This is a genomic window from Haemophilus sp. SZY H36 (assembly GCF_018829625.1).
In the GTDB taxonomy this organism is placed as follows: domain Bacteria; phylum Pseudomonadota; class Gammaproteobacteria; order Enterobacterales; family Pasteurellaceae; genus Haemophilus; species Haemophilus haemolyticus_K.
Genome location: NZ_JAHKKA010000001.1, coordinates 163639 through 185303, shown reverse-complemented (window position 1 = coordinate 185303; position 21665 = coordinate 163639). Strand labels below are relative to the sequence as shown.

Annotated in this window: 12 protein-coding genes and 1 pseudogene; 4 read left to right on the top strand and 9 right to left on the bottom strand. The window is 39.4% G+C overall.

From position 1 onward, the window contains the following. Positions 1-26 precede the first annotated feature (26 nt). The 9 genes from KP713_RS00760 to glnS form a co-directional block, all read right to left on the bottom strand. Positions 27-1802, bottom strand: coding sequence for a ShlB/FhaC/HecB family hemolysin secretion/activation protein (locus KP713_RS00760; RefSeq protein ID WP_215769567.1), 1776 nt, complete (start codon positions 1800-1802; stop codon positions 27-29). Positions 1803-1982: 180 nt separating this feature from the next. Continuing rightward, on the bottom strand, positions 1983-4448 hold the full coding sequence (locus tag KP713_RS00755) for a glycogen/starch/alpha-glucan phosphorylase (RefSeq protein WP_215769566.1): 2466 nt from the start codon (positions 4446-4448) through the stop codon (positions 1983-1985). 240 nt (positions 4449-4688) lie between these two features. Next, positions 4689-6119 (bottom strand): glycogen synthase GlgA, encoded by a 1431-nt coding sequence (gene glgA / locus KP713_RS00750; RefSeq protein ID WP_215769565.1) that lies wholly within the window; start codon positions 6117-6119, stop codon positions 4689-4691. A gap of 106 nt (positions 6120-6225) precedes the next feature. Next, a complete protein-coding gene (glgC, locus tag KP713_RS00745; protein WP_046949815.1) occupies positions 6226-7527 on the bottom strand; it encodes a glucose-1-phosphate adenylyltransferase in 1302 nt (433 codons plus the stop codon). A gap of 22 nt (positions 7528-7549) precedes the next feature. Beyond that, positions 7550-9526 (bottom strand): glycogen debranching protein GlgX, encoded by a 1977-nt coding sequence (gene glgX / locus KP713_RS00740; protein WP_215769564.1) that lies wholly within the window; start codon positions 9524-9526, stop codon positions 7550-7552. A 3-nt stretch (positions 9527-9529) separates the two neighbouring features. After that, entirely contained in the window at positions 9530-11719 is a 2190-nt protein-coding gene (gene glgB / locus KP713_RS00735) for a 1,4-alpha-glucan branching protein GlgB (RefSeq protein WP_215769563.1), read from the bottom strand. 9 nt (positions 11720-11728) lie between these two features. Next, the gene (gene malQ, locus KP713_RS00730) at positions 11729-13819 is read right to left on the bottom strand and encodes a 4-alpha-glucanotransferase (protein ID WP_215769562.1); all 2091 of its coding nucleotides are present in this window, start codon (positions 13817-13819) and stop codon (positions 11729-11731) included. A gap of 70 nt (positions 13820-13889) precedes the next feature. Beyond that, positions 13890-14342 carry a YcgN family cysteine cluster protein gene (locus KP713_RS00725; RefSeq protein ID WP_215769561.1) on the bottom strand — a complete coding sequence of 151 codons (453 nt, stop codon included), beginning with the start codon at positions 14340-14342 and terminating at the stop codon, positions 13890-13892. Positions 14343-14419: 77 nt separating this feature from the next. Further along, positions 14420-16090 carry a glutamine--tRNA ligase gene (gene glnS / locus KP713_RS00720; RefSeq protein WP_215769560.1) on the bottom strand — a complete coding sequence of 557 codons (1671 nt, stop codon included), beginning with the start codon at positions 16088-16090 and terminating at the stop codon, positions 14420-14422. 222 nt (positions 16091-16312) lie between these two features. On the opposite strand from glnS, the pseudogene KP713_RS00715 reads away from it, so the two are divergent. The 4 genes and pseudogenes from KP713_RS00715 (at position 16313) to KP713_RS00700 (ending at position 21611) form a co-directional block, all read left to right on the top strand. Beyond that, positions 16313-17497, top strand: a pseudogene (locus tag KP713_RS00715) (efflux RND transporter periplasmic adaptor subunit). An 18-nt stretch (positions 17498-17515) separates the two neighbouring features. After that, positions 17516-19447: a MacB family efflux pump subunit gene (locus KP713_RS00710; RefSeq protein WP_215769559.1), complete on the top strand. Its 1932-nt coding sequence runs from the start codon at positions 17516-17518 to the stop codon at positions 19445-19447. A 76-nt stretch (positions 19448-19523) separates the two neighbouring features. Then, a complete protein-coding gene (gene tdeA / locus KP713_RS00705) occupies positions 19524-20891 on the top strand; it encodes a toxin/drug exporter TdeA (RefSeq protein WP_215769558.1) in 1368 nt (455 codons plus the stop codon). Positions 20892-20981: 90 nt separating this feature from the next. Next, positions 20982-21611, top strand: a complete 630-nt coding sequence (locus tag KP713_RS00700; protein WP_215769557.1) for a histidine phosphatase family protein — start codon at positions 20982-20984, stop codon at positions 21609-21611. The last annotated feature ends 54 nt before the right edge of the window (positions 21612-21665 follow it).

The following is a 21665-nucleotide window of genomic DNA, read 5'->3' as shown; positions in this document are numbered from 1 at the left end:
CATTCACTAATCTGAAAGCATAAGCATTAAAAACGGTAGCTCACATTAAATCCGGTTGTCACATGACTGGTTCTAAATCCTTCTGGTTTTTTAATTGGAACCCCCACAAAATAATCATAGTTAATGCCCCATAGTTTGCCGCGAAGTCCAATTGCACCACCCATTAAGCTATCACCAATTTGAAGCTCTTCTTGGCTGGAGTGCACTTTACCTCGGTCAATCCCTAAATAAAGCTCATGTCCCTTATTGGCGATATTCCAACCTAGCTCATTTCGCCATAACCAACCTTTTTCACCGGAAAGTGATAGCTCGCCATCAAATCCGCGTACGGTATAACGACCACCAATACTAAATTTATCTTGTTGTGTTAAAGGTGTGCCGTTCCATTGTCCATTCCAGCTAGTGTTAAAGCGAAAAGGCTGATTGCCGATAGTGAAAGGGTAGGTAAAATCAATGCCTGCCGTAAAAATCTGCATACGGGAAGTCCCTTCGCCAAACTCTTCTTCCGGAGCGGGTAAGGATTTATTCCCACCCGTACCACGTTTGTAATTCGTACTAAGTTGTAACGTTGCATTACCAATATACTGAGTATGATTAAGTCCCACTTCCCAACCAGCAGTTCGACGACGCTGTACTTCAATTTCGGTGTCATTGATGTAGTTATGCGATTTTTTCGTCCATAACGCGGCATTCACATAGGTTTTATAAAGACTTCCACGCGATAATAAACGGCTTAAATTCGCTTTCATTTGCTGGCTTTCGCCCGAATAGGTATAAGACTCAAATGCCCCCGCCACCGTTTGGTGATAAGAATATTTTGAACCCGAAAGGGTTAAGAGGTAATTCTTCCAAGGAATAGAATAATAGAGGCTAACATTTTTACTGCCATAATCCCCTTCCGCATCATCGCTATCACGTTTAAAGCTGCGCGTACCGCTGATATAGAACATATCATTAAGTGTTAGCACGTTATCCCAAGAAAACGTGGCTGAACCCTGTAAACGCCCCGTAGCTTTACTGCCTGAATCATCTAAGCCCAAAGTCAAATGAAAAGGTAAGCTTTGCTTATAAGCAATCACCACATCGGTTTCACCTACCGCATCCGTTGGTACTAGCTCCATATTCGCATCAGCACTCGGTACACGTTTTAAGTTTTCTAAACCTTGTTCAATATTGCGAATATTTAATATATCCCCTTGCGCCATTGGCATGGCAAACCACAAGGTACCACGGGTCGCAAACGGAATCGCACTTTGGTCTTGTAATTGAATACGGCCTACTTTACCTGGAATCACGGTTAACACGAGCATACCTGAACGTAAATCCTGCGGCTCTATCACCACGCGGGTAGTGACATAACCCAAATCAATTAAGCGATTTTGAATACGGCGAAGTAATACGTTAATCCCCTCAGAGCTAATACAAGCAGGCAGCGCAAAATCACTCTCAGCATAAACAGACTTTAATGCCCAAGAGAATCGGCTTGGTTGGATTAATTTAAGGGAAGAGGCTGGTGAATTTTCTTCTTCAGCTTGATAATCGGTCAGCACCAATTGATTGATAGTAAAACATTGTGCTTCATTCTGTGGAAAGCCTAGAGAGGCTTCTTTTTCCCCCTCTAAACGCACATTTGCGGATTGTGTTTGCTGGGCTAAAATCGCTGCATCTTGTTCCGCTTGTTGCCTCTGTTGTTTAGCATCGATTTGTTTTTCTAAATTGGTATTTGGTGAGCTTGGCGCTGAAAAACCAAAAGGTGAAATAAATAATAAACTAGAAAGAAAAAAGTGTGAGGATTTTTTCATTGTTACCCTAAAGATAAAGTTATTAATAAATTATGGTTGATAAGATATCAAAATCTATTTAAAAAGACCATAAAGTTTACATCGGTAATTTCTGTTATTTTTCATTAGTTTAAATATAAAAAATCTGCATCAAACTCGGGCTTGATGCAGATAACTTATTTATTGGCTATTAATATAAAATTAATCACCTAATTGAACTGACTCAACTTTCCAAATTCTCTCTGCATACTCTTTAATCGTGCGGTCAGATGAGAAGAAGCCCATATTCACAATATTTTGAATGGTGCTTTCAATCCATTGGTCGCGTTGTTTGTATTTTTCATCTACGGCTTTTTGAGTTTCTACATAACTACGGAAATCAGCGAAAGCTTGATAATAATCGTGGTATTGCAAACCTTGTAATAGTTGATGATAACGTTGAGGATCTTCTGGTGAGAATTTACCTTCAATGATTTGATCCACGACTGTGCGTAATTGAGCATCATTTTGATAATATTCAAACGAGCGATACCCTTCTCGACGAAGTTGCTCAACTTGTTCCACTGTGTTACCGAAAATAAAGATATTATCTTCACCCACGTTTTCCAAGATCTCCACGTTCGCACCGTCAAGTGTACCGAGTGTCAATGCGCCATTTAAGGCAAACTTCATATTACTGGTGCCAGAAGCCTCTGTACCTGCAAGTGAAATTTGCTCTGAAATATCCGCTGCTGGAATAATCAACTGGGCAAGGCTTACGCTGTAATTTGGAATAAATACAACTTTTAAACGGCCTTTCAAACGCTCATCGTTGTTGATTACATTCGCCACATCATTAATTAAATGGATTGTTTGTTTCGCTGCATAATAAGCCGAAGCTGCTTTACCAGCTAAAATAAATACACGCGGTTGCCAATCTTTTTCAGGATGAGCAAGCATTTCATTGTAGCGAGCAATAATATGCAATACGTTCAACATTTGACGTTTATATTCGTGAATACGTTTGACTTGAACATCAAATAACGCATGTGGATCAAGTTCAACACCTAATTCAGATTTCACGTATTCCGCCAATTTCACTTTATTCGCAAATTTAATATCCGCAATCGCTTCTTTAAATGCTTTTTCTTGCGTAAATGGTTTAAGTTTTTCAATTTGACTTAAATCACAACGCCATTCTGAACCAATGTATTTATCGAATAAGTCTGCCAATTGAGGATTCGCAACGGCTAACCAACGACGAGGGGTAATACCGTTCGTTACATTGGTAAAGCGTTCTGGGAAAATACGAGCAAAATCTGCAAAGGTTGAAGTCACCATTAAATCAGAATGAATTTCTGCCACACCGTTAATTTTGTGTGAACCCACAACAGATAGCCATCCCATACGCACTTTACGTTGATAACCTTCTTCAATCAATGAAACTCGACGAATAAAATCGTTATCCGTGGTGACGTAAGAACGAACATACTCTAAGAAATGATCATTGATTTCAAAAATCATCTGTAAGTGACGTGGCAAAATTTTTGCCATCATTTCCACTGGCCAAGTTTCTAATGCTTCTGACATTAAAGTATGGCAGGTGTAAGAGAAAATGTTACGCGTCATCTCCCAAGCTTTTTTCCATTCAAAACCTTCGTCGTCCACTAAAATTCGCATTAATTCAGGAATTGCTAAAGCTGGGTGGGTATCATTTAAGTGGATCGCCACTTTATCTGCCAAGTTTTCAAGGCTATCGTGGGTACGTTTGTGACGACGTAAAATATCTTGAAGTGATGCTGATACTAAGAAATACTCTTGACGTAAACGCAATTCACGACCATTCCAAGTAGAATCATCAGGATAAAGTACGCGTGATAAGTTTTTATTTGCGGAGTGTTCTTCTAATGCCGCTAAGTGTTCACCGCGGTTAAAGTCTGCAAGATTAAAGACTTCACCTGCATGAGCAGACCATAAGCGTAATGTTGCTGCAGAATTGTTTTGATAACCTGGAATCATTTGGTCGTAAGCAAGTGCGGTCACTTTTTCGGTATCTTGCCAAATACATTTTTTGCCTTCGAAATGAATGTTTCCACCAAATTCTACGGTAAAGCGTTTAGATGGACGAATGAACTCCCAAGGTGCACCTTTTTCAAGCCATGCATCTGGGCGCTCGACTTGCTGACCATTTTCGATTTTTTGGCGGAACATACCATATTCATAACGAATACCGTAACCCATACCTGGTAAACCAAGAGTCGCAATCGAATCCATAAAACAAGCTGCTAAACGACCTAAACCGCCATTACCCAAGCCAGGATCAACTTCTTTTTCTAAAACTTCTTCTAAATCGACATTTAATTCAGACAAGGCTTCTTGTGCTAATCCATAAATACCTTCTGCGATCATAGCATTAGAAAGGGTACGTCCAATTAAGAATTCCATTGAAAGGTAGTAAACACGGCGAGAATCTTCCGCTCGTGTTTGACGCGCAGTAGTGATCCAACCCTCTGTTACTAAGTCACGCACAGCGTGGAGTGTTGCGTTAAGCCAATCGCGTTGGCTCGCTTCACGCGGTGATCGACCAATTAAAAAAATAAGCTTATAAACAATTGATTTTTTGATTGCCTCAACAGTCATTTGTGGGCGATTGTATAGGAATGGAGAATCAAAATTATCCATTATCATAAGTAAAACCTCGGTTTGAATGTTAAAAAATTATCTATAATAAAAGAGATGTTGATTTAAAAATTCACGCACATTTCAAAAAATCAATCGAAATAGACCGCTCTTTGTATCCGAGAACCTTTATACCTCTAATAAATTCGTTCAAATTTTATGCTTATCTTGTCGAAAAACAAGCATAATCACAGAGCTTGCAACAATAATCTACAAACAGACTATTACTCTTAACGTTTATAAATAAAACTACAAACGTTCATAAAGCGCACGATATTGTTCTGCTGCTTTACGCCAGCTGAAATCTTGTGTCATCGCATTCGCTCGCAATGCTGACCACACTCTCGGTTTTTTCCAAATATCAAACGCTTGTTGAATGCTTCTGCGTAAATCTTCAGCTGTCGCTTGCTCAAACACAAAACCCGTTGCCGTGCGATCTTTAATATTTTCTGGTGTGCTATCCACCACCGTATCGGCTAAACCACCCGTTTTACGAACAAGAGGAAGTGTGCCATATTGCAAACCATAAAGTTGTGTTAAGCCACAAGGCTCAAAACGGCTTGGCACTAAAATCACATCACCACCAGCCACTAATAAATGTGACAGTGTTTCATCGTAACCAATTTTGACTGCAACATTTTGTGGATAACGTTCAGCAAGCTCACGAATACCTTGTTCAAAGTGCGGTGCGCCGGAACCTAAAATCATCAACTGGCCACCTTGTTTTACAATTTCATCCGCACTTTCAATCAATAAATCCACGCCTTTTTGCTCGGTTAAGCGGGTTACCATCACAAATGCCAATGCATTTTCATCTTGCGGTAAATTAAAATAAGCTTGCAGTTCAGCTTTATTCTGTTTTTTACCTGCCATATGTTTCAATTTATAACGATGCTGAATATATTGATCGGCATTTGGATGCCAAATATTTTCATCTACCCCATTAAGAATCCCCACTAAACGCCCTTGAGATTTTAAACCAGAAAGTAAACCTTCTAAGCCATAGGCAAATTCAGGTGTTGTAATCTCTTTAGCATACGTCGGGCTCACTGCAGTGCTGGCACCGGAGTAAAATAAGCCTGCTTTTAAATAGGAAATCTGCCCAAATAACTCTAAACCATCAACATTAAACATGCCTGCTGGTAATCCAATTTCAAATAAATGCTGATAATGGAATTGTCCTTGATACGCTAAATTATGGATTGTAAATACAGATTTTGCTGGGCGGCCTTTATTAAATAAGTACGCGGCACATAAACCTGCATGCCAATCATGAGCATGAACCACATCCGCACGCCACCAGCTATCTAAACCAGTGGATAATTCAGCGCCAACCCAACCAAGTAAGGCAAAACGTTTATAGTTATCACCATAATCATTGTAGTAACAATCGTGATATGGATTCCCCTCACGCGCATATAAATGTGGCGCATCGATTAAATAAACACCCACACCATTATATTCGCCATAGCGCAACACCACATGTCCCGCAAAATTATCAAATTCAGCCACAACTTGTGTATTAGAAATACCTGCAGAAATCGCTGGATACGCAGGCAATAAAATGCGTGCATCAAGCCCTATTTGATTTTGGGCTTGTGGCAAAGCTCCTAAAACATCGGCTAAACCGCCTGTTTTAAGGAGAGGATAAAATTCAGAGCAAACGTGTAAAACTTTCATTTAATTTTTATTTTCCCTATAAAACATAAATAATGCTCGATCAACTCCCCTCTTTAGAAAAGAGGGGGTTATAAAGTGCGGTCAAAATTCACCGCACTTTTCATCATTAGTCTAAATGCTCTTCAGATACGACTTCTTCCCCTTCTAATTTTTTCAGCATTTTCGGGGTAACTAGAATAACTTTACCTGTTGAACTGATACGGAATCGTTTTTTATCTTCTTCCATATTCACACCAATTTCCATACCATCGGGAATGATACATTCACGGTCGAGAATACAGTTTTTCAATATACAATTCTTACCGATTTTAACTTGTGGCAATACCACGCAATGATCCACTTTTGAGAAAGCATCAATTTTAACGCGATCGAATAGCACGGAATTACTGATAGAGGCATCAGTAATCACACAACCACCACCAATTAAAGAATTATCGACTGGATGAACATTTGAATTTTTGTAGAAGAATTTTGACGGGTAAGCTTGAATTGGATTACCGCGAATTGGCCAACTTTGATCATAAATATCAAGCTGTGGATTTTCAGATACTAAATCAATATTAGATTGCCAGAAGCTATCTAATGTACCCACATCACGCCAATAAATTTCACCTTCAGTATTACGTCCCATGCAAGAACGGCTGAAAGGATGCGCATAAAGGGTTTCTTCTGCTAAACATTTTGGTAATACATCTTTACCAAAATCGTGGCTAGTTTGTGGTGTATTGACCTCTCTCTCCAACATTTTGTAAAGATAATCCGCATCAAACACATAAATCCCCATTGATGCGAGTGAAATATCAGGTTTACCTACCATTGCCGGTGGATCTTTTGGTTTTTCAACAAAGGCTTTGACTTTTAAATTTTCGTTTACCGCCATGACACCAAATTCATGTGCTTCAGAGCGTGGTACTTCAATACAACCCACCGTACATTTTGCACCGCTGTTCACATGATCCATCAACATGACGCTATAGTCTTGTTTGTAAATATGGTCACCCGCCAAAATTAAAACATATTTAGGGCGATAGTGATCACGAATAATCGCCATATTTTGATAAACAGCATCCGCCGTACCACGATACCAAGTTGAATCATCAATTTGTTGGCGTGCGGGAAGCATATCAACAAACTCCCCTTTTTCTTGTGGTAAGAAAGACCAACCAGTTTGCAAATGACGAAGTAAAGAGTGTGCCGCGTATTGAGTCACTACCCCAATTCGGTTCAAACCAGAGTTAATACAATTAGAAAGTGCAAAGTCAATAATACGACGGTTACCACCAAAATAAAGGGCGGGTTTTGCACGTTTATCCGTAAGTTCATGCAAGCGTGAACCACGTCCACCTGCAAGAATAAGCACCAAAGTATTTTTAACTAAATCATATTTGTTAAGGTCGCCAGCTTTCATAAGGATCTCCATAGTCTTATAGTTATTCGTCACTCAGCATACAAAAGCCCATTGAGCTAAGCTCTGCTTGTTGTGCATCGAGGGTTAAATTATGTGTGCCAATTTGAGGTTTCCATTTTCCATCAGGTAAGTGAAATACCTGTCCTTCGGCTTTGGCATTAATCAATAAAAGACAATGCTTATCTAAAACTACTTGTAATGCTTTGGTTTGTTGATTTTGCCAATCGTCAACTGTCATCTGGTTACCGTGAATGTTAAGCCATTGCACATTGTCACCTGACCACCATTGATTCCGGTTTAAACTACCAATTTGCTTACGCGCTGCAATCGTTTGCTTGGTAAGTTCAAATAATTCCTTGTTAAAAATTGCCCATTTAAGCCAAGTAATTTCGTTATCTTGGCAATAGGCATTATTATTACCATATTGAGTGTTGCCGAACTCATCGCCCGCCAAAAGCATAGGTGTACCATTTGCAAGCAATAAACTCATTAATAATCCGCTTTGTGCAAAAGTGCGGTTATTTTCCACCGCACTTTTTTGCGGTTCAGAAAGGGATTCAGTAGAACCTTCTACCCCATGGTTATAACTGTAATTTTCATTGCGACCATCACGATTTTCTTCGCCATTCGCTTCGTTATGTTTTTGGTTATAACTCACCAAATCTTGCATGACGAAACCATCATGAGCAGTAATAAAATTAAGCGTTGTGTGTGGCAAGCGATCATTTTTCTTAAATAAATCGCTCGAACCTGCAAAGCGTTCTGCAAATGCGCCGATTTCACCACTTTTCCATAACCAAAAACGGCAAAGATCATCACGAAAACGATCATTCCATTCCGCAAAATAATTTGGGAAATTCCCGACTTGATAACCGTAATGCCCTATATCCCAAGGCTCTGCAATCAATTTAATATTTTGTAAACTTGGTTCATTTTTTATATCAGTAAAAAGCTGAGCTTGTGCATTAAAATCAGGTGTATCACGCCCGATTACGGAGGCTAAATCAAATCGAAAACCATCAACATGACAGTGTTCAACCCAATAACGTAAACAATCTACGACCCATTTTCGCCCTACATCAGAGGATAAATTGAGCATATTGCCGCAGCCTGTCCAATTGATATAACTCCCTTGATCGTTGCGCCAATAGTAAGTTTGATCATCAATACCACGCTGGCAGAATGTGGGATAAGTTTGCTCTGATTCTGCGGAATGGTTAAATACCACGTCTAAAATAACTTCAATACCCGCTTTGTGAAACGCCTTCACCATCGCTTTAAATTCAGATAATGGATTATTTGTTGCCGCATATTTAGGTTCCACCGCAAACATGGCTAAGGGATTGTATCCCCAATAATTTTGTAAGCCTCGTGCCTGTAAGTGCGGTTCATTTATATAGAAATTTACAGGCAGCAATTCCACAGTAGTCACACCTAATTCTTTTAAATAAGCTAAATTGATAGGATGACTTAAGCCCGTATAGGTACCCCGTAATTCAGCAGGAATCTTGTCGTTAAGTTGACTAAAACCTTTAACGTGCAATTCATACACAATGGTTTCCGCCCAAGGTGTATTGGATGCGGTATCATTTTCCCAATCAAAATCTTCTGAAATAATCACCGCTCTTGGCGCAATATGAGCATTATCGCGATGATCATTCATCAAGAACCAAGAACGACTTTCTTCAGTAGTTAAATCTGGTTTACCATTCACCGCTTTTGCATAAGGATCGAGCATTAATTTATTCGGATTGGCATGTTCACCATGAATGCGGAATCCATATTCTGCCCCAACCTCAACGCCTGCTACAGATAAATGCCATACATTATTTGTGCGAACCATAGGAAAGCGAGTTTCCTTATCCCCATCAAACAGGCAAAGTTCCACACCACTCGCCGCAGCAGAGAATAGTGCAAAATTAGTCACCTTCACGCCATTCTCGGTAAATATTGAATAGCCCATTGGCGCTGGTTTGCCGTTGTTATAAATCGTAAACATATCTTACAAATTGTATTTCAAATAAACTGTCGCCAATGGTGGAATAGAAATCGAAATAGAATTTTCTCGTCCATGGCTTTCAATTTCTTCACTTGTTACATAGCCAAAATTGCCCACGTTAGAGCCTTGATAATACATAGAATCAGTATTCAGAATTTCTTCATAAGTGCCTGTAACATTTACCCCAATACGGTAATTATGGCGAGGCACAGGGGTGAAGTTACTGATGACAATAATGCGCTCACCATTTGAGCTGCGACGCTCAAAAGCAAATACAGAATTTGCCGCATCATCAACGACAAGCCAATCAAAGCCTTCAGGTGAATAATCCAATTCAAAGAGCGGTAAGTTTTCTCGGTAAATATGATTCAAGTCTTTTACTAATTTCAAAACGCCTTTATGCCAGCCACCACCGATATTTTCATCAAGCAAGAACCAGTCCAAACTTTCTTCGTAATTCCACTCACGACCTTGAGCAAATTCATTCCCCATAAAAAGCAATTTTTTACCCGGATGCCCCCACATATAACCGTAGTAAGCACGTAAGTTCGCAAATTTTTGCCATGCGTCTCCTGGCATTTTATCGAGGAGCGAATATTTGCCATGCACCACCTCATCATGGGAAAGCGGTAGCACAAAATTTTCACTGTATTGATACATCATCCCAAAAGTCATTTTATTGTGATGATATTGGCGGTAAATTGGGTCAAGCTGCATATAGGCGAGCGTATCGTTCATCCAGCCCATATTCCATTTAAAATTAAATCCCAACCCACCGTTTTCACTCGGGTGAGTCACGCCAGCAAAAGAGGTAGATTCCTCCGCAATAGAAATTGCCCCCGCCATTTCGCTGTGAATTTTCCAGTTGGTATGTTTTAAAAATTCAATGGCTTCTAAGTTTTCGCGTCCACCATATTGATTTGGAATCCACTCCCCTTCCGCACGGCTGTAATCGCGGTAAATCATAGAAGCCACGGCATCCACGCGAATACCATCTACACCAAAGCGTTCAAGCCAATACAATGCATTACTGGATAAGAAATTTTTGACCTCATTACGCCCATAGTTATAAATCAAGGTATTCCAATCTTGATGATAGCCTTCGCGAGGGTCTTCATGCTCATATAAAGCGGTGCCATCAAATGCGACTAAACCATGGGTATCACTTGGGAAATGACCTGGCACCCAATCTAAAATCACATTAATTCCCGCATCATGTGCGCGTTTTACTAGACGGCGGAATGCCTGAGGTGAACCAAAGCGACTGGTTGGCGAATAAAGTCCGAGTGGTTGATAGCCCCAAGAACCATCAAATGGAAATTCAGAAAGCGGTAAAAATTCTATATGGGTGAAGCCCATATCTTTTACATAAGGAATTAATTCATCAGCAATTTGATCGTAATCTAGCCAAAAATTGTTTTCTAAATTACGACGCCAAGATCCTAAATGCACTTCATAAATGGAAATCGGTTGATTCGCTTGATTTGCTTGACGACGTTGTTCCGTCATTTCCACCACATTTGGCAATGCACTCACTTGCGATGCTGTATCAGGGCGAAGTTGCGAACTAAAGGCAAAGGGATCGGCTTTCAAACGAAGATTGCCATGACAATCAATTAATTCAAACTTATAGAGCTGTCCTAAACTGGCTTTTGGTAAAAATAGCTCCCAAACACCACTTTTTAGATGAAAACGCATAGGATGACGGCGACCATCCCAATAGTTGAAATCACCCACAATAGAAACTCGTCTTGCATTAGGTGCCCATAAGCGGAAATTCACCCCGCTCACACCATCACATTCCATAAAATGCGCACCAAGCACTTCATATGGGCGAAGCATAGAGCCTTCAGAAAGTAGCCATTGTTCTAAATCATCAATCATAGGATGAAAACGATAAGGATCTTCGACTATTTGCGATTCATTGCCCCAAAAAACCTGTAATTGATAAGCAAAAAAATGACGACAATTTGGAATAACACCGACAAAAAAGCCACGCTCATCGACACAATCCAGTTCCGTTATTTCTTTACCACTTTCACGTTCAACCACCACAACTCGATTGGCATCTGGCAACAACGTACGGATTTCAATTCCTTGCTCGGTTTCGTGCATACCAAGCGTAGCAAAAGGATCGCCATTGCTCGCATCAAAAAAACCATCAATAATTGCTTGTGTTACTGCGGTTGTCATATTTACTCCTTATACATTTCGCCCTTGGTTAATTTGCACAAAGAACGTTTTTAAAGCTTCATTGCTAAAAATAAACGCTAACGGTTGAGCAAGTTTCTTGCACCAGTTTGGGTATTCATTTGATGTGCCCGGCAAATTAAAACTAATTTCTTGGCTAAGTAAATTTTCTAATTGCACACCAATCAATCGGCTGTTACTTTCCGCTAAATAACGATGGATCATTCGGTTTAAATGATCGTGCATCGCCATAGAAAGTGCATCACCTTCATAATGCGGCGGTAAATAATTATCACGATGTAAACTATTTAATAAGGCTTGTTTATCCATGACGCGTTGATCGTATTTTTGCTTGAGCACTTCCCCATTCAAAATACCGAGTTGATTAAATAATTCTAAATCACGGCAATGCCAAAAACTTTGTAATGAGGGAACATCATGCGTGCCAATAGTGGCATAAGCATTTCGAGGATAATCAGATATACGAGGAAATTCGCCATTTCGTTGGGCGAAATACAATACAAAATAAGAGAAAATTTGAAACTCGTTTAATTTCCACCGCACTTCATCAGGCACGGTGCCGAGATCTTCACCGATAATCAAACATTCATTGCGTACACTTTCAATGGCAAGAATCGCCATTAATTCATCAAAAGGATAATGTACATAACCGCCATCAGCCGCGGTTTTTCCTTCTGGAATCCACCACAAACGAAATAAGCCCATAACATGATCGATGCGAAGCACACCAAAATATTGCATATTGGCACGTAGCATATCGATAAATGGTGCAAAGCCACGTGCTTTTAGCACCGTTGGATTATAAGGTGGCAAATTCCAATTTTGTCCGACAGGGCCTAACGGATCAGGTGGCGCACCAATAGAGGCATTTACACAATATAAATCAGGATCGCTCCATACATCAGCACTACCACGAGAACTATTCACCGCTAAATCGCCATAAATGCCCAACTTCATACCAGATTGTTTACAAAGATTTTGTAATGCGGAAAGTTGTTCTTCCGTGAGCCATTGCAACCAAGCAAAAAATTGGATTTGCTCATGGTGTGTTTTTAATAGGGCTTTTCTTTTTGCCGCACTTAAATGTTGCCATTCCTTACGCCAGCCAAGCCAACCAATAGTATTTTCTTCTGCTTGATGGTCAGCGTGTTCTTGTAAATCTAATACATTAAATAAGCCCTGTAACAACAAAGGTTCACCTTTGTTTTTTAAATAATCAGCAAAGATTTTTCGACGCGTCGTAATTTCAACAGATTGACTACGTTGAAAGAAATCAAACAGGGACTCAAGTGCGGTTAATTTTAAAACCAATATTGAAGAATAATCGACGCAATCACTTTCACGCAAAGCGCCTATTTTTGCTTGAATATCCTCACGCTTAAACCAATTTTGCACTGAACAGCAACGCTTAAATTCTGGTAACTTTGGAATCGCCAAATATAAAAAATTCAACCAACGACGAGAGGATGAACTATAAGGACTAGCCCATTTTGGCACGGCAGGATACGGCAAATGTAATGGATTAATTCCCACATAATCTGCGCCTTGTTTTGCACTTTGTTCAATCAAAGTGGCTAAATCACCAAAATCTCCAATGCCCCAGTTTTGTTCTGAGCGTAAACTGTAAAGTTGCACATTCACGCCCCACACTTTTTTATTTTTTAATACGGGTGGTTGAAAAGCTGTTTTAGGAGAAATAAGTAAACGAACGCGGTACTGTTCAGTATCAGAAAAAATAGATAATTGGTAATAGCCAAAAGGAAGTGGCGGTAAGGAAAGTGCGGATAAATTTGAAAGTGTTTTTTCTAACAGAATAGCATTAGATTCATCAATCAGCTGATAACGATATTCACTGGCAGGCGGCAAATCTAGACGATTGAGTCGATAATCAATCGGTTCATTTTCAAATGCAGCCAGTACATCGTCAAACTGTCCTTTCGCTTTTGGCCGAGGTTGCAAAAGCTCAACAAAAGTTGAAACCGTCTTTTCATCTGCGAAAATAAGATGTCCATCAATATCATAATGAGAAAGCGCGATACCGCATTTTTCTGCTTTTTGTTTGAGAGAATCCGAGATTTGCATAGATACCACATGACAACTGTATAACTCTTGTTAGGGATTATAACCAAGCTGAAAGTGATGACAACCGGCTTTATTTAAAAGTGTGATCTTCGTCAATAATAAATTCAAACCAATCAATCACATCGCGTTCATGCACCCCATTTTTAATTAAAATATCAGCATTTTTCAAGGAATCCGAATGGCCAGAAATGAGTGGATGCCATTCAGGTAGTGTCTTTCCTTCATAAAGCAAACGATAGGCACAAGTATCAGGCAACCAATGAAAATCAGGTAAATTCTTTTTGGTAAGTTTGGTGCAGTCGGTTTTAATTTTAAAACGCTCTGAATAATTACCGCACTTTCCTGTTTCCACATCTAAAAGGTTGCAAGCAATTCGGGTGTAATAAAGTTTTTGGCGTTTCCCTCGCCCTTGAATATATTTGCGATAACAGCATTTGCCGCAGCCATCACATAAGGCTTCCCATTCAGATTCGGTCATTTCAAGCAGGGATTTTGTTTGCCAAAAATTAGGTTCAAGTTGCATACTGGATTGCATAGTAGATACAAATAAAAAGTGCGGTCAAAATCACATTTATTTTGACCGCACTTGGTTGATTAAAATTAGAAGCCTTCTTTTAAACTTACTGTTAAGTTAAACACCAAATGTTCAGGTCGGCTATCTTTACTATCCGCACAGAAATAACCTTCACGTTCAAATTGATAACCTTTCTCTGCTTCCGCAGCCGCCAAGCTTTGTTCTACAAAACCATGTTTTACCACGAGAGAATGCGGATTTAACACGCTTTCAATATCATCTTCAGCACCTGGATTTGGTACGGTAAATAAGCGATCATACAAACGGAATTCAGCTGGGTGATTATGTGCTGCAGAAACCCAGTGAATGACACCTTTCACTTTACGACCATCAGCAGGATTTTTACCTAAAGTTTCAGGATCGTAAGTACAGAAGATCGTGGTGATTTCACCATTTGCATCTTTCTCTACACGTTCAGCTTTAATCACATAAGCATTACGTAAACGCACTTCTTTACCCAATACTAAGCGTTTATATTGTTTGTTTGCTTCTTCACGGAAGTCTGCGCGATCAATATAAAGCTCTTTCGTAAACGGTAATTGACGCTCACCTAATTCAGGACGATTCGGGTGATTTGGTGCAGTTAAGGTTTCTTCGCCTTCAAAGTTTTCAATTACTACTCGAACAGGATCAATCACCGCCATTGCACGCGGCGCGTTTTCGTTTAAATCCTCACGAATACAGGCTTCAAGTGCAGAATATTCCACCACGTTATCTTGTTTAGTCACACCAATACGACGGCAGAATTCACGTAATGAAGCTGGGGTATAACCGCGACGACGTAAACCTGAAATCGTTGGCATACGTGGATCGTTCCAACCATCCACAATGCCTTCATTCACTAATTTCAATAATTTACGTTTAGACGTTAACGTGCCTTCTAAATTTAAACGAGAGAATTCATATTGATGCGGTAATGGACGCTCAATACTGATATTTTCCAACACCCAATCATATAAACGACGGTTATCTTGGAATTCTAATGTACAGATTGAATGAGTGATACGCTCGATTGCATCAGAAATACAGTGGGTGAAATCATACATTGGATAAATGCACCATTTGTCACCTGTTTGGTGATGGCTAGCGAATTTAATACGATAAATTACTGGATCACGCATGACCATAAATGGCGATGCCATATCAATTTTTGCACGTAAACTTGCTTTACCCTCTGCAAACTCACCGTTCTTCATTTTTTCAAATAAAGCTAAGTTTTCCTCAATAGTGCGGTCACGATATGGGCTGTTTTTACCTGGCTCGGTTAACGTACCACGATATTCACGCATTTCTTCTGGAGAAAGCTCATCCACATAAGCCAAGCCTTTTTTAATTAATTCAATCGCATAACCATAAAGCGCATCGAAGTAATCAGATGCATAACGCGGTTCACCTTCCCATTTGAAACCTAACCATTCCACGTCAGCTTTGATGGAATCCACATATTCCACGTCTTCTTTCACTGGATTGGTATCGTCAAAACGTAGGTTACATAAACCTTGATATTCTTTGGCTAAGCCAAAGTTTAAACAAATAGATTTTGCGTGACCAATATGTAAATAACCGTTCGGCTCAGGCGGAAAACGGGTATGCACACTTTTATGTTTACCCGAAGCTAAATCTTCATCAATAATTTGGGTAATAAAATTGTGAGTGCGAGTATTTTCTGCACTTTCTAGAATTTCTGTATTGCTCATAACTTTCTCATAAATAGAAAAAATAATTTTGCCATTCTATACGAAAAGCAAGGCTTTGTGAATTTGATCACCAAACTAACCGCACTTTGATTAAATTAATACTGAATTTTTTAGGATTTTTAGGTCTAACTTGAAGATTTTTCGTGCAAACTGAAAAGTTTACCTTTAGAATACCTCTTTACTGAACAAACGTTCATTTTTATTTAGGATAACAAAGTCTTTATGAAAAAACGCTTTTTTATTTTACTCGGATTACTCGTCGCTGCTGGTGCAGCTTATTATTTTTTCTCAAGCAATAACAAACAAGAAACCACCTATCTGACGGAATCCGTTACCCGTGGCAATGTGGAAAAAACCGTTGTCGCTTCTGGTTCAGTTGAAAGCGTGAATGAAGTTGATGTCGGCGCCCAGGCTTCGGGTAAAATCACCAAACTCTATGTCAAACTAGGGCAAGAAATCAAAAAAGGCGAAATGATCGCAGATATTGATTCCACAACTCAAATTAATGCTTTAAATACCAAAAAGGCCGCATTAGTCAGCCATCAAGCTCAATTAAAAGCGAAGAAAACCGCTTATGATGTTGCCCTTTCAAGCTATAACCGCTTATCAAAACTTTATACACAAAAAGCGACGTCTTTGGATAGTTTGAATACTGCAAAAAGCACACTTGATAATGCAAAAGCTGAAATGGAAGCCATTGAAGCCAATATCAAACAAGCTGAAATTGAAGTGAATACCGCAGAAACCAATGTGGGCTACACCAAAATCACCGCACCAATGGATGGTACCGTTATTTCCGTGCCTGTTTCTGAAGGTCAAACCGTTAATGCCAACTAAACGACGCCAACAATTGTGACTATTGCCGATTTAAGCAAAATGAAAATTAAGCCTGAAATTTCAGAAGGCGATATTACGAAAGTTAAAGCAGGTCAAGAAGTTAGCTTTAAGATTTTATCGGATAGCCAAACCCTGTATCACTCTGTCATTGATTCTGTTGATCCAGCCAATACCACAACAAGTGATAACTCTTCAACATCATCTTCGACAAGTTCAAGCAGTAGCAACTCCACAACCAGTGCGATTTACTATTACGCCAATGTACTGATTGATAATCCTGATCGAACTTTACGCATCGGAATGACGACAGAAAACAACATCAAAATTGCCAACGCTAAGGATGTGTTATTGGTTTCCAATATGGCGATTCAAAAACGTGATGGCAAAAGCTTTGTCAATGTATTGAATGACAAAAATCAACCTGAACAGCGTGAAGTGGAAACTGGTGTTCAAAATGATTTCAAAACTGAAATCAAATCTGGTTTAAACGAAGGTGAAAAAGTTATCGTGTCACAAGTCGAGAATGGTGAAAAAGTAGGCTCTATGCCTCGTGGTCCAAGAATGTTCTAAAAGTACGGTAGAAAATTAATGAATATTATTGAAATTAAGGATCTCAACCGTTACTTCGGTGAAGGCGAGAATCGCGTTCATATTTTAAAGAATGTCTCTTTAAATATTGAAAAAGGCAATTTCGTCGCGATTATTGGGCAATCAGGTTCAGGCAAATCAACCTTGATGAATATCATCGGGTGCTTGGATACGGCAACCAGTGGTTCTTACAAAATCAATGGTAAAGAAACCATTGAATTAAGCAAAGATCAGCTTTCAGATTTACGTAGCCAAAAATTCGGCTTTATTTTCCAACGCTATAACTTATTGTCGAGTTTAACTGCCGCTGAGAACGTCGCCTTGCCTGCTATTTATGCAGGAATGTCACAAGAAAAACGTCTTTCTCGTGCGAAGCGACTTCTAGAAAAATTAGGTTTAGGCGATAAATGGCAAAATAAACCAAGCCAGCTTTCTGGTGGTCAGCAACAACGTGTGAGTATTGCGCGTGCGTTGATGAATGGCGGTGAAATTATTTTAGCCGATGAACCCACTGGTGCATTGGATTCACAAAGCGGTCAAAATGTGATGGAAATTCTGCGTCAATTACACGCAGAAGGCCACACTATTATTATGGTAACCCACGACCGAGAAATTGCCGCTAGTGCCAATCGCGTGATTGAAATTAAAGACGGCGAAATCATTGGCGATACGCAAAAAGAAGCGGTAAAAAGTGCGGTCGAAAATCCAACCAAATCTAAACCGCACTTTGGGTTCAGCAAAGATCAATTTGTTGAAGCCTTTCGTATGTCTGTGAGTGCAATTATTGCCCACAAAATGCGTTCTCTTTTAACCATGCTCGGGATTATTATCGGGATTACTTCTGTGGTTTCCGTCGTGGCATTGGGAAACGGTTCTCAACAAAAAATCTTGGCTAACATTAAAGGCATTGGTACAAGTACCATGACCATCTTTAATGGTACTGGTTTTGGTGATCGTCGTGCTGAACAGATGCAGAACCTTACAATTAATGATGCCACTGCTTTAAATCAACAAAGCTATGTACAAAGTGTCACACCAAATAGCTCATCAAGTGGCACATTAATTTATGGTAACCAGACTTTCTCTTCAACCAGTTTAAAAGGTGTAGGCGAACAATATTTTGATGTAGATGGATTAAAACTAAAATCCGGTAATTTATTTTCTGCTCAAGATGTGGCTGATAACAATCAAGTAGCCTTAATCGATGAAAGTGCGAAAAAGTCGATTTTCCCGGATGAAAATCCTATCGGCAAAATTGTGATGTTTAATAAACGTCCATTACGTATTATTGGTGTGGTATCTGATAAACAAATGGGCGGAGCAAGCAGTTCACTTAATCTGTATGCACCTTACACCACCGTGATGAATCGTATTTCGGGTAGCAAAAAAATTGGTTCGATTACCGTTAAAGTGGATGATTCAGTGAATACGACTGTCGCTGAAAAAGGAATTACTGAATTGCTCACTATGCGTCATGGTAAAAAAGATTTCTTCATCATGAATAGCGATACCATTAAACAAACTATTGAAAGCACAACAGGCACGATGAAATTACTCATTTCCTCTATCGCCTTTATTTCATTAATCGTTGGTGGGATTTGGGTGATGAATATTATGTTGGTCTCCGTAACAGAGCGAACCAAAGAAATTGGTTTGCGCATGGCTATTGGGGCAAGACAATTCAATATTCTGCAACAATTTTTAATTGAAGCCGTTCTGATTTGTTTAATTGGCGGTGTGACGGGTATTCTACTTTCAGGCTTAATCGGTCTGCTATTTAACGTATTTATGACTGACTTTACAATGGCATTCTCAACGGGCTCAATTGTTGCTGCAGTGGTCTTCTCGACCTTGATTGGTGTGATCTTCGGTTATATGCCGGCAAAACGCGCAGCACAATTAGATCCAATTACAGCTCTTGCAAGAGAATAAAGACATTTTGTAAAACACAAAAGTGCGGTTAAAATCATCCGCACTTTCCACTCATTTTCGTAAGAAGGAAAACTCAATGTTTAAAATGAAAAATATGACGCTTGCTTTGTTGATGTCTGGTGCATTAGTGGGATGTGCCAATATTGGCGATTCTTATCAAGCTAGCCTTGAAGATTACAAGCAATATGAAGAAATTACCAAGCAATATAATGTAAAAGAAAATTGGTGGTCATTGTATAACGATGCGCAATTAAATCGCGTCATAGAACAAGCGTTAATAAACAACAAAGATTTAGCTAAAGCAGCTGTGGCAGTAAACCGTGCGCTTTACAGTGCAAATTTAGTGGGTGCAAATTTAGTGCCTGCATTTAATGGTTCAACTTCATCTGCGGCACAACGCCGAGTTGACACAAGTGCAAACTCTGCCATTTCACACAAAGGTTCTTTAAATGTGAGCTATACATTGGATCTTTGGCAACGTTTAGCCAATGCCGCTGATGCTGCAGAATGGTCGCACAAAGCAACCGCTGAAGACATGGAATCTGCTCGTTTATCATTAATCAATTCTGTGGTCACGACTTATTATCAAATTGCTTATTTAAATGATGCAATTAGCACAACCAACGAAACAATCAAATATTACACTGACATTGGTAATATTATGCAAACGCGTTTAGCACAAGGTGTGGCTGATGGGGTCAGTGTTGATCAAGCGCAACAAGCAGTATTAACGGCGCGTAATAACAAATTAAATTTTGAAACCCAACGCAAAACGGCAGAACAAACCTTACGCAATCTGCTGAACTTAAAACCAAACGATGCTTTAAATATCACTTTCCCACATATTATGAATGTGAAAACAGCAGGGGTAAATTTGAATGTTCCTGTATCTGTGATTGCAAATCGTCCTGATGTAAAAGCAGCGCAATTCCGTTTAAGTAGCGCATTCAAAAATGCCAAAGCAACTCAAAAAAGTTGGTTCCCTGAAGTTAATTTAGGCGGAAGTCTATCTTCAACCGCAAGTACTGTTGGCACCGCGTTACACAATCCTGTGGCTGCAGGCACAGTCGGAATTAGCTTGCCATTCTTAAATTGGAACACCGTAAAATGGAACGTTAAAATTTCTGAAGCTGACTATGAAACCGCACGTTTAAATTACGAACAACGTATTACTACGGCTCTCAATAATGTGGATACCAACTACTTTGCCTTTACCCAAGCGCAAAGCACCTTAAGGAATTTACAGCAAACCCATAGTTACAATCAGCGTATCACGCAATATTATCGAAATCGCTATAATGCGGGCGTGTCCGAATTGCGCGAATGGTTAGTTGCAGCCAATACTGAAAAATCATCACAACTTGCAATTTTGAATGCAAAATATCAAGTGTTGCAAAGTGAAAATGCAGTGTATAGCTCAATGGCGGGATATTACTCTCGTTAATAAAACCAAACATAGGGCGTTTTTAAGCGCCCTTTTTAATATTTGATTCCTCACTTAAGGTATAAACCTTACCAATAAATATTCCTAAAAATGAAAAAACAACTGACTTTTTATTTTATTCGTCACGGCCGCACAGTTTGGAACGAACAAGGATTAATGCAAGGCAGTGGAGATTCTCCATTAACAGAAGAAGGCATTCAAAGTGTGGTAAAAACTGGGCAAGCTTTACAAAATGTCGATTTTATTGCGGCCTATTCGAGCTGTTTACAACGTACCATTGACACAGCCAATTATATTATTGGCGATCGAGATATTCCCTTATTCCAACATCGTGGATTAAATGAACATTATTTTGGTAATTGGGAAGGAACAAATGTCGAACTGATTCGACCTTTACCCGAATTCCAACAAATGATTAATGATCCTGCAAACTATAAAGCTGAATCGAATGGTGGAGAAACCTATGAACAACTAGCCAAACGAGCTATCGCAGCAGTACAAGACATCATTAAGATTCATCAAGAAGGGAATATTTTAGTAGTATCCCATGGCCATACCTTGCGTCTATTGATTGCTTTACTTAATGGCGCAACTTGGCAAAATCACCGAGACAAAGACAAATCAGTATCTTTATTAAATACTGCTATTAGCATTATTCATTATGACAATGAAAAAGGCTTTAGCCTTGAAAAACTAAATGACACGACGCATTTACAATAGATAAAAAAAGCCCCTAAATCATTAGGGGCATCAAAAAGGAATTTATGAATAAAA